At 69.4% G+C, this 8,719-nt stretch carries 12 protein-coding genes; 4 read left to right on the top strand and 8 right to left on the bottom strand.

Annotated features, from left to right (window positions below):
- Positions 1-152 precede the first annotated feature (152 nt).
- Complete coding sequence (locus NS3_RS28860; RefSeq protein ID WP_157101149.1) at positions 153-305, top strand: hypothetical protein; 153 nt, start codon at positions 153-155, stop codon at positions 303-305.
- A 74-nt stretch (positions 306-379) separates the two neighbouring features.
- Here NS3_RS28860 and NS3_RS03360 read toward each other — a convergent pair whose 3' ends face one another.
- The 4 genes from NS3_RS03360 to NS3_RS03345 all read right to left on the bottom strand — a co-directional run bounded on the left by NS3_RS03360 (position 380) and on the right by NS3_RS03345 (position 3,239).
- On the bottom strand, positions 380-1,303 hold the full coding sequence (locus NS3_RS03360) for an NAD-dependent epimerase/dehydratase family protein (protein ID WP_067853299.1): 924 nt from the start codon (positions 1,301-1,303) through the stop codon (positions 380-382).
- Positions 1,300-1,977, bottom strand: a complete 678-nt coding sequence (locus NS3_RS03355) for a TetR/AcrR family transcriptional regulator (protein WP_067853297.1) — start codon at positions 1,975-1,977, stop codon at positions 1,300-1,302. The genes NS3_RS03360 and NS3_RS03355 overlap by 4 nt, the downstream gene beginning before the upstream one ends.
- A 216-nt stretch (positions 1,978-2,193) precedes the next feature.
- Complete coding sequence (locus NS3_RS03350) at positions 2,194-2,682, bottom strand: anthrone oxygenase family protein (RefSeq protein ID WP_067853295.1); 489 nt, start codon at positions 2,680-2,682, stop codon at positions 2,194-2,196.
- Positions 2,679-3,239 carry a peroxiredoxin-like family protein gene (locus NS3_RS03345; RefSeq protein ID WP_067853293.1) on the bottom strand — a complete coding sequence of 187 codons (561 nt, stop codon included), beginning with the start codon at positions 3,237-3,239 and terminating at the stop codon, positions 2,679-2,681. Before NS3_RS03345 ends, NS3_RS03350 begins: the two co-directional genes overlap by 4 nt.
- A gap of 69 nt (positions 3,240-3,308) precedes the next feature.
- Between NS3_RS03345 and NS3_RS03340 the strand changes: the two genes are divergently transcribed.
- Positions 3,309-3,923 carry a TetR/AcrR family transcriptional regulator gene (locus tag NS3_RS03340; RefSeq protein WP_067853290.1) on the top strand — a complete coding sequence of 205 codons (615 nt, stop codon included), beginning with the start codon at positions 3,309-3,311 and terminating at the stop codon, positions 3,921-3,923.
- 106 nt (positions 3,924-4,029) lie between these two features.
- On the opposite strand, the gene NS3_RS03335 is transcribed toward NS3_RS03340, so the two are convergent.
- Together NS3_RS03335 and NS3_RS03330 are read right to left on the bottom strand one after the other, a co-directional pair.
- Positions 4,030-5,484: a TerD family protein gene (locus tag NS3_RS03335; RefSeq protein WP_169811586.1), complete on the bottom strand. Its 1,455-nt coding sequence runs from the start codon at positions 5,482-5,484 to the stop codon at positions 4,030-4,032.
- A gap of 92 nt (positions 5,485-5,576) precedes the next feature.
- On the bottom strand, positions 5,577-6,107 hold the full coding sequence (locus NS3_RS03330; protein ID WP_067853282.1) for a PH domain-containing protein: 531 nt from the start codon (positions 6,105-6,107) through the stop codon (positions 5,577-5,579).
- A gap of 98 nt (positions 6,108-6,205) precedes the next feature.
- Here NS3_RS03330 and NS3_RS03325 point away from each other — a divergent pair, with 98 nt between their 5' ends.
- Together NS3_RS03325 and NS3_RS03320 are read left to right on the top strand one after the other, a co-directional pair.
- The gene (locus NS3_RS03325; protein ID WP_067853279.1) at positions 6,206-6,445 is read left to right on the top strand and encodes a FitA-like ribbon-helix-helix domain-containing protein; all 240 of its coding nucleotides are present in this window, start codon (positions 6,206-6,208) and stop codon (positions 6,443-6,445) included.
- Positions 6,442-6,861 (top strand): type II toxin-antitoxin system VapC family toxin, encoded by a 420-nt coding sequence (locus NS3_RS03320; RefSeq protein WP_067853277.1) that lies wholly within the window; start codon positions 6,442-6,444, stop codon positions 6,859-6,861. The genes NS3_RS03325 and NS3_RS03320 overlap by 4 nt, the downstream gene beginning before the upstream one ends.
- Positions 6,862-6,874: 13 nt before the next feature.
- Here NS3_RS03320 and NS3_RS03315 read toward each other — a convergent pair whose 3' ends face one another.
- Both NS3_RS03315 and NS3_RS03310 read right to left on the bottom strand, forming a co-directional pair.
- Positions 6,875-7,675 carry a family 1 encapsulin nanocompartment shell protein gene (locus NS3_RS03315; protein WP_067853274.1) on the bottom strand — a complete coding sequence of 267 codons (801 nt, stop codon included), beginning with the start codon at positions 7,673-7,675 and terminating at the stop codon, positions 6,875-6,877.
- Positions 7,672-8,703 (bottom strand): Dyp-type peroxidase, encoded by a 1,032-nt coding sequence (locus tag NS3_RS03310; protein ID WP_067853271.1) that lies wholly within the window; start codon positions 8,701-8,703, stop codon positions 7,672-7,674. The genes NS3_RS03315 and NS3_RS03310 overlap by 4 nt, the downstream gene beginning before the upstream one ends.
- Between the last annotated feature and the right edge of the window lie 16 nt (positions 8,704-8,719).

Raw genomic sequence — 8,719 nt, 5'->3', positions numbered from 1 at the left:
GGCGCGCACGGATGATCGTGGGCCGCTGCCGGTGATCGGCAGCGGCCCACGCCTTTTCCTTCATCGTGTACGCCGGCGTTCATCACGGCGTGTCGGCGACCGGGCTCCCGCACCATCGCTCCCACAGACGGTTGCGAAGAAAAGGGGTCGCCGTGAGCGAACCGTGGCGGATGTCGGACGGGCACCGGGAGAACTTCTGGCGGCGGTGCGGGTGGTCTCCTGAGCTGCCCGACGCCGAGCGTGAGCGCATCGAGCGGCGCTGGGACGACGAATCCATCGACCTGGCCGAACTTTTCGGGTGGTAGCGGAGCTTTCCGGGTGGTAGCGGAGCTTTCCGGGTGGTAGCGGACGCGGGCGGCTCACACGGTAGCGGCGGATGTCAGAGCGTGATGCCTGTCGCCGACAAGTCGTGTCGCAGCGTGTCGATCCGGTGTAGTTCGTGGATCCATGTCGGTGCGGTGATTCGGCGGCGCATCAGTTCCCGGATGGTGGCGGCGGCGACCGCGGCCGTCGCCAGGGATTGTCCACGCCCGGTGGCCCACCGCACCGGTCCATCGGCGGCTCGGGCCAGCACCACCCATCTGTCGCTGCCGGGCATGTGCCGTGGCGCCAACGGCCGCAGTGCCGGCGCCCACGTGAGCGCGGCCAGGCCGACGGTGGCAAGACGGGAGTCCAGCCTCAGGTAGGTGCGGACGGGGACCGCGAATTCGCGGGTGAGCCGGTGCTGGTCGGCGAAGTCGGCGCGCAGCGCGGGAAACGGCTTGTACCCGGCCTGTTCGGGAATCGTGAACCGTGCGGGTGTGGTGAAGTTGCGGACGTCGGTGCCGTCGGGGTCGGCGAAGCGCTGTCCCAGCAGTCCGTAGGTCCAGGCCGTGGCGGCGGGACCGTGGTGCTCCCCGGAGCCGAGCCCGATCATGATGTCCACCGGGCCGGGGTGGCTCGCCAGCGCGTCGACGGCGAGCAGGGTGGTCAGCCCGGGCGCCAACCCGACGCCGAGCACCACCGGCCCTTCGACGTGCTCCAATGCCCGCACGTATGCGGAGGTCGCCGAGATCTCGATGAATACGATGCCGCGGCGGGCACACGCCTCGGCGAGCCGGACATTCTCGACCCCTGCGCAATTCACCACGATCGAGACCCCGGCCAGCGCGGTCTCGACACTGTCCGGCATGGTCACATCGACTACCCGGTCCGCGCGCGCGGCGTCGCGTCCGGCCGCGAGCACCGGGATGTCGTGCGCGCGCAGCAGTTGCACCAGGTGAGCGCCGACGGCTCCGTATCCGCCCAGCACCAGCACACTCATCGAGCCTGCTTCGGGGTGGGCGTTGCGATGGCGTCCCCGCCGGACGATCCCGCCGGGAGCAGATGCAGCGTGAGCGCATCGGTGGCCCAGGACTCCCACTCCGCGCCGGTCCAGCCGCGCTCGTGGACGAGTAGCCGGTAGGTCTCGGGGGCGAGCGTAGCGAGCGCGATGTCGGCGGCGCGGGCGGCCGTGATGCCCGCACGCAGCGGTGTCTTGGCGGCGAGGGCCTCGGCCAAGTGGAGCTGGACCAGATGCCGCTGGGCGATATTGGTCTGCCAGAGTTCGGCGAGTTCGGTGTCGGTCGACGCGGCCGACCGGATCACCTCGAGCAGCCGGCCGGCGCGGGCGTAGATTCTTGTCGCGGCGGCGACCTGGAGCCGGATCTGCTCGGCCGGCGCCGCCGCGAGCGCCGCCGCGAACCAGGGTCGGTCCATGGTGGCGACCGGTTCGGTGTCGCCCGCGATCTCGATGTCGAGGAGTTCGGACAGGATCGCGCGCTTGGTGGCGAAGGTGAAGTACAGCGTCTGCACCGCCATTCCCGCCTCATCGGCGATGGCCTTCATCGTGGTCTGCGAGTAGCCGCGGGTGGTGAACAGTTCCCGCGCCGCCGCGAGCATCTTGGCTCGGTTCGCTGTTGTTCTGGCCGCCCGTACGCCAGAGCCTCTTCCTGTCATGCCCCGATCCTACTTGACTAGAGTAAGACTCCAATGAAATCCGAATGTGCGACCGACGATCTGGACCACGCGATGCGGTTCACGCTCCAGCCGCTTGGGGTCCGGCTCGACGCCCGCGATCGCGGCGGTAGCCGCGGGCGCGACGTGCGAGGCGAAGCCCGGATCGTTGCTCCGTGTAGCGGGCGCCGTGATGCGCACCAGGTAGCGCGGCAGTCGTCATGGGCGCTCTTCTTTCGGTGCGCGGTCGCTCCCGGTGAGCAACGTGCCCCAGGTGAGCAGGACGAATGCGGCTACAGCGCAAGCGGTTCTGGTGAAGTGGAACGCTTCCCAGCGCGCCAGGAGGGTGCGATAGTTCTCCGGCGGGGTCGCCACCGCCCACTGCTCGATCTGCTGGTTGATGGGGACGTTGCCGAGCCGGGTGATGGTGAACACGGCGAGTGCGAGAACCGCCGCGGTGACCGCGATCCGGCGGCTGTTGCCGCGCTCGCGCACGGCGAGGAGTACGCAGCTGAAGAAGGTGACTCCCATCAGGGCCTGCATGACAACACCGTTGACCTCCATCAAGGCGGAGTGGAAGGTGAACCGGGTCTGCGGATCGACGCGCCGGAAGGCGTAGACGACGTTGACAGCGCCGTAGAAGAAGGCCCCCGCCAGCAGTCCGCTGGACAGCAGTGCGCTCGCCCGCACCGGGCCTGGTCCGATCATCGGGCCGAGTGGCCGACGGGCGCGAGCGACAGCAACTCGTCGACCGACCACTGATCGTCGGCGTGGGCGCCGTGCTTGGCCGCGAGTACGCGTCCGTCCGGTGCGATGAGGAAATCGGCGGGCAGTCCGAGGCTGCCGCCGTCGGGGCGCAGTGGAGGGGCCGGGCGACGCCTGCGCGCCATGGCGACAGCGGCGTGGGCGACCCCGCGGACGATGCCCGGCCAGGCACGCGGATCGAGAACGGCGCGTGCCGCGGTCTCCACGCCGAATTCGCGGTAGAGGACTCGCTGCGGGTCGGCGATCACATCCAGTGGCAGGTCGGCTTCGTACTCGAGCAATGCGGCGGCGCTGGAATGGAAAACGATCACCTCGTGGATGCCGGCGGCCTCGATCTCGTCTTTGCGGGCGACGATCGAGCGTAGATGCAGGGTGCAGACCGGGCAGCCCGCGAAGCGGCGGAACTGGAGGTGAACGAGCCGGCCGGAGTCCGGGACGGGCACGTCGACGCCGGTGATGCTGGTCAGCGTCCGTGGCGGCACTGTCGAAATCAGGGACATGGCGGACTCCTTCGTTAGTGTACGCAGTACGCCTAACAAGTATGCGCGTATCTTGTACGCTGTCAATTCGTGCCCCGCCCTCGTTCCCTGACCAGCGGCGATCTCGCTGCCGCGGCGCTCGCGGTGATCGACCGCGACGGCCTGTCCGCGCTCACCATGCGCGCCGTCGCCAAAGAACTGGGCATGGCGACGATGGCGCTCTACCGCTACGTCCCCGATCGCGAGGGACTCGAAGTGCTCGTGGTGGAAAGCGTTTTCGATGTGGTCGACGTGGCGTTGCCCGCCGGCCTGCCGTGGATGCAGCGCATCGAGACGCTGGCCGAGCGCGTGTGCGCGGCGGTCGGCACGCATCCGCAGACCGTGCCGCTGCTGCTAGCGCACCGGCAGTCCGCGCGCAGCGGGTTGCGTTGGATGGAGGCCATGCTGGGCGTGCTCACGGACGCCGGTTTCGACGGCGCCGATCGAGTGATCGCCCAGCGCACTGTCGTCGGCTTCCTGTTCGGCTTCTTGCAGAACGCCCACTACGCCGCGCTGGGCGGGCAGGGCACAGCTGCTCTCGCCGCGTTGTCCGCCGACGAATTCCCGCACCTGGTCGCGACCGCCCGATCGGCGACGACGGTGTCGGCCGAGGAAGAGTTCCGCGGCGGCTTGGCGATCGTGCTGCGCGGGCTGCGTCCGGACTGAACAGGCCGACCGACCGATCGGCGGGCGTGCTTTCATGCTGCGGGTCGGCGCACGAGAACGGCCGCGCCGAGGGTCTCGACGCGGCCGTTTCGGCGTGGAATGCCGGTCAGTCCTTGCCGCGACCGGCCTTGAAACCGAAGTCCCAGTGGTAGCGCTGGGCGATCTCGATGATGCCCCCGCCCGGTCGTCCGGCGGGCGGGCGGATGAAGGTGCCCTCGCGGCGGACCACGAGTTCGCCGTTGATGTTCTCGATGTGGGCGAGCACGGCGTCGCGGGAGTCGTCCATGCAGCCGTCGAGGGTCATCTCGATCGGCGGGCAGTTCAGCGGGTACAGGGTGGCGGTGGCGTGCACGCCGCGGAAATCGTTGGCGCCCTCGTAGATCGAGGTGAATACCAGGATGCGGCGCAGCTGGCCGGCGAAATCCAGATTGATGTCGAGGTTTTCGCCGGTCGTGCTGGAACCGGTGCGGTCGTCCTGGTCGAGCCGGATGAACGGCGGCCGGTCCAGGGCGCCGAAGGAGCGGTCCAGCGCGCGCACCGAGCCGATCCGGCCGTCGGCGAGCTCGAAGAAGCAGCTCAGGTCCAGGTCAAGACCACCGCCGCCGCGCCTGCGGCCGAACAGGCCGCCGCGCTGCGGCTGGTGCTGGGAGGTCCAGTTCAGGTTGATCCGCATGGTGCCGCCGGTGGCGCCCTGCTTGGTGAGCGAGACCGAGGGCGATTCCTTGGTCAGCGAGATCTTGCTCAGGTTCACCGGCGCGCCACCGCCGGTGGGGGGCGGCGGCGCGAACTGCTGCTGCGGCGGAGGCGGCGGCGCGAACTGTTGCGGGGGCGGCGGCGGTGCGAACTGCTGGTTCGGCGGTGGGGGCGCGAACTGCTGGTTCGGCGGCGGCGCGTACTGCTGCGGGGGCGGCGGCGGTGCGAACTGCTGGTTCGGCGGTGGGGGCGCGAACTGCTGCTGTTGCGGCGGTGCGAATTGCTGCGTCGGCGGGGGCGGCGGAGGCGGTGGGGTGAACTGCTGCTGCTGTTGCGGGGCGGCGGCCGGAGCGGGCTCGTCGACCGAGATGCCGAAATCGGTGGCCAGGCCGGCCAATCCGGAGTCGTAGCCCTGGCCCACGGCGCGGAACTTCCAGGCGCCCTGGCGGCGGTAGAGCTCACCGAGCACGAACGCCGTCTCGCTGGTCGCGCCGGTGCTGTCGAAGCGGGCCACCTCGGCGCCGCTCGCCGCGTCGAGCACGCGCACGTAGAGCCCCTGGAACTGACCGAAGGTGCCGCCGTCGGTGGACGCCGCGATCACGATCGTCTCGACCTGCGGTTCGACGGTGGACAACTGCACCGAGAGCACGTCCAGGACCGTCGGCCCCTGCTGCTTGCCCTCGTGCTTCACCGCCCCGGAGGGATGCGTGGGCTGGTTGTAGAACACGAAGTCGTTGTCGGAGCGGACCTTACCGCTCACCAGCAACAACGCGGACGCGTCGGCGTCCGGCACACCCGGACCCGATTGCCACCCCAGCTCGATGCGGACCGCGGACATCGGCACCGCCACATTGGCGCCCTTCATCATCGACACGCGAACCAACGTATACGAGTCGGCACCGGCCCGTCACGCGGAACGCCGCGCGCGGTGGCCGGTGCCCGCGCGCCCGCCGCACCGTCTCAGCGTGTCGGCGGCGCGATCTTCCAGTGTTCGCTCAGGGCCCCCGCGATCTCCGGCAACACCGTCACCGCAATCCGTTTGCGCCGCAAGAATTCTCGGATCTCGTTCACCTGCTCACGCTTGCGCAGGTCGTAGGCGCCCGAGACCGGCTGCCGAACCGGCGGAATCGACAACAGCACCAGCTCCCCGTGCTCCTCGTCGCCACCGGTGAGATCCAGCGCCAGCGACCACCGGGCCTGCTCGTCGAGTGCGAACCTGGCACCGACCACCCGATCCCACGGCACAACCTCATGCGTCAAAGGCGTGCGCAACTCGATGGCGTCCTCGGTCAGCACCACCGCGTCGCGCTTGTACAACGCCACCAGCGCCGCCACCCCCGCGACGAGCCCGGCCGACAAGCCGGTGAACACCCGGCCCCACCCGAACCCGGCCACCACCGCCAGCGTCACCCCGACCACCAGCGCGAACGCGATCCCGCCGTAGATCGCCGTGCGCCGTCCCGGCACCACACCGGCCCGAACCATCGCCATCCGAATCAGCCTCCCGCGTTCTCCGAGCGCCACGCTACCGCGCACCGGAATCGAGTCATATGCTAGCATTGCTGTCACCGACAGCAATGGGGGTATCCATGGCCACATTGACCATCCGCGGATTCGATGACGAGCTGCATCTGCGGCTGCGGTTGCAGGCGGCTCGGCACGGGCGTTCGATGGAAGCCGAGGTGCGGGCGATTCTGGCCGATCAGCTCGAGTCCTCGCCTCCTGCCCGGCTGGGTAGCCGCATTCGCGCGCGGTTTGCCCAGCTGGGTGGCGCGGAGCTCGATCTGCCCGCACGTGATCAGGCACCGCGCCCTGCGGAGTTCGAGTGATCATCCTCGATACGAACGTGCTCTCCGAGGTCGTGAAGCAGGCGCCTGAGCAGCGGGTGATCGACTGGCTGGATGCACAGCCTGCCGTAGGGATCGCAACTACCGCCGTCACGGCCGCCGAGCTCTGGTATGGCGTTCGTCGGCTACCCGATGGGCGCCGTAAGGCAGGGCTGGTCGCGGGCATCGACGCCGTGCTCTACGAAGATCTGCAGGGTCGAATCGAGAGGTTCGACACCGCTGCAGCGAGTAGATACGCCGATCTCGTGATAGCGAGAGAGTGTGTGGGACAGCCCATCTCGATGGCCGATGCCCAAATCGCGGCGATCTGCGTGAGCCGGGGAGCGGTGTTGGCCACTCGCAACGTCCGGGACTTCGCGGGCACCGGTATCGAGATCGTCGACCCGTGGGCGTACTGACCTGCCGTCGCGCTCAGCGGCGCAGGGCGACGGCGGCTTCGGCGGTGTAGACGCGGAACTGCAGGGTCTGCTGGAAGTAGAGCTCGACGGTGTCGGCGTCGTGGGAGAGGTAGCCGATGGACAGATCCTGGCCGAGGGTGAGTTCGAAGTCGCCGCCGCGGGTGGTGACGACGAAGGCGCCCTCGATGGCGGGGGCCCAGATGATCTCGCCGTCGGGGAACATGCGCTCGATGTGGACGCGGATGGGGTAGCCGTGGTCGGAGGTCTCGCTGACCTCGGTGTAGAGCTCCGCGCTGAGCAGCACCGAGTACGGGCCGTCGACGCCTGCCAGGCGCAGTTCGGTCAGTGCCTGGGCGATGGCCTCGGGAACCATGCGTGACTCGGTGGGCAGGGTGAGGGGTGCGTTGGAGGCGGCGGCCCGGATGCCGGTGATGCCCGCGGCGGCGTAGCCCTCGAAGATCGCGCGGTCCTCGGCGAAGGCGATGCGGCGGGCCGCCTCCTTCACCGGGTCCAGGTCGGCGTCTTCGGCGCCGCGCTCGACATTGTCGAGTTCCTCGCGCGAGAGCGTGAACGGCACCCGCAGTTCGACCAGCGGGGCGACCAGGCGCTGACGGGCCTGCACGCCTTCGTCGGGCGCATCGATGGAGGTGGTGCGGCCCAGGCCGACCGCGGAGTAGTCCACGCCGTGCGGACCGGACACGTCGACCACGCGGCGGCCGGCGATGTGGCGCTTGAAGGTGCGGGTCGCCTCTTCCTCGACGGCCGCCCACGCCGCGCCGGTGATCGGCGCGAGTTCGCGATGCAGGTTGTTCACGGGGTGCTCCTTTGCAGTGTGCCGATACCGAGTGAGCCGTCGGAGTTGGCGCCGAGCGGTCGCGCCTGCGTATCGGCCGGCTCGGTCGCGGCGGCGCCGGGCGGGTCGGGCAGGTTGTCGAAGAAGTCCAGCGGCGGGGTGAAGAACAGGGTGCCGGTGATCGCGGTGGAGAAATCGAGGATGCGGTCGTAGGGGGCGTCCTCGGTGCCCTCGAACATGCGCGACAGCATGGTCTCGGTGACCGTCGGGGTGGCGGCGTAGGCGATGTAGTAGGTGCCGAACTCGCCCTCGCGCACGCTGCCGAAGGGCATGTTGGCGCGGGTGATCTTGCGTTCGGCGCCGTTCTCGTCGACCACGGTGTTCACCGCCACGTGCGAATCGGCCGGTTTCACCTCGTCGGGCAGTTCGAAATCATCGAGCTTGGTGCGCCCGATGACCCGTTCCTGCTCTTCGACGGACAGCGCCCGCCACTCGCGCATCGGGTGCAGGTATTTCTGCACGATCACATAGCTGCCGCCGGCGAAATCGGGATCGTCGGCTTCGGTGATCAGCGTGTGCTCGACGGCTTCGCGCCCTTCGGGGTTCTCGGTGCCGTCGACGAAGCCGAGCAGGTCGCGCTGTTCGAAGTACCGGAAGCCGACGGTCTCGTCGACGATGGTCGCCGCGCCCGCCAGCCGGTCGGCGATGGTCATCGCCAGCTCGAAGCAGGCGTCCTGGACCTCGGCGCGGATGTGGAAGAGCAGATCACCCGGGGTGGAGGGCGCGCGATGGACCTTGCCGGCGAATTCGCGCAGCACGTGCAACTCGGCCGGGCGGGGACCGGCGAACAGCCGGTCCCAGGCCCGCGAGCCGATCGAGGCGACACAGCTGAGATTCGCCCCGGGCAACCGGAACCCGACCGAGCGGCGTAGGCCCGGCAGATCCTCGAGCAGGTCGCGCGCGGTCGCCTCGCCGCCTTCGTCGATGGTGGCGACGAGGAAGATGGCGGCGGGCGTGAGCGGTTCGAGGATCGGCTGCGGCTCACCCATGCCCGACAGCCTAGGG

The sequence above is a fragment of the Nocardia shimofusensis NBRC 100134 genome (assembly GCF_001613125.1).
Lineage (GTDB): Bacteria > Actinomycetota > Actinomycetes > Mycobacteriales > Mycobacteriaceae > Nocardia > Nocardia shimofusensis.
The sequence above is the reverse complement of the archived record's forward strand: the minus strand, read 5'-3'. Positions and strand labels throughout refer to the sequence as shown.

Excerpts from the sequence above, each read along its gene's own strand:
- NS3_RS03355 (WP_067853297.1), bottom strand. The coding sequence starts at position 1,977 with ATGACAGGAAGAGGCTCTGGCGTACGGGCGGCCAGAACAACAGCGAAC.
- NS3_RS03360 (WP_067853299.1), bottom strand. The coding sequence starts at position 1,303 with ATGAGTGTGCTGGTGCTGGGCGGATACGGAGCCGTCGGCGCTCACCTG.
- NS3_RS03335 (WP_169811586.1), bottom strand. The coding sequence starts at position 5,484 with ATGATGAAGGGCGCCAATGTGGCGGTGCCGATGTCCGCGGTCCGCATC.
- NS3_RS03345 (WP_067853293.1), bottom strand. The coding sequence starts at position 3,239 with ATGTCCCTGATTTCGACAGTGCCGCCACGGACGCTGACCAGCATCACC.
- NS3_RS03330 (WP_067853282.1), bottom strand. The coding sequence starts at position 6,107 with ATGGCGATGGTTCGGGCCGGTGTGGTGCCGGGACGGCGCACGGCGATC.
- NS3_RS03310 (WP_067853271.1), bottom strand. The coding sequence starts at position 8,703 with ATGGGTGAGCCGCAGCCGATCCTCGAACCGCTCACGCCCGCCGCCATC.
- NS3_RS03350 (WP_067853295.1), bottom strand. The coding sequence starts at position 2,682 with ATGATCGGACCAGGCCCGGTGCGGGCGAGCGCACTGCTGTCCAGCGGA.
- NS3_RS03325 (WP_067853279.1), top strand. The coding sequence starts at position 6,206 with ATGGCCACATTGACCATCCGCGGATTCGATGACGAGCTGCATCTGCGG.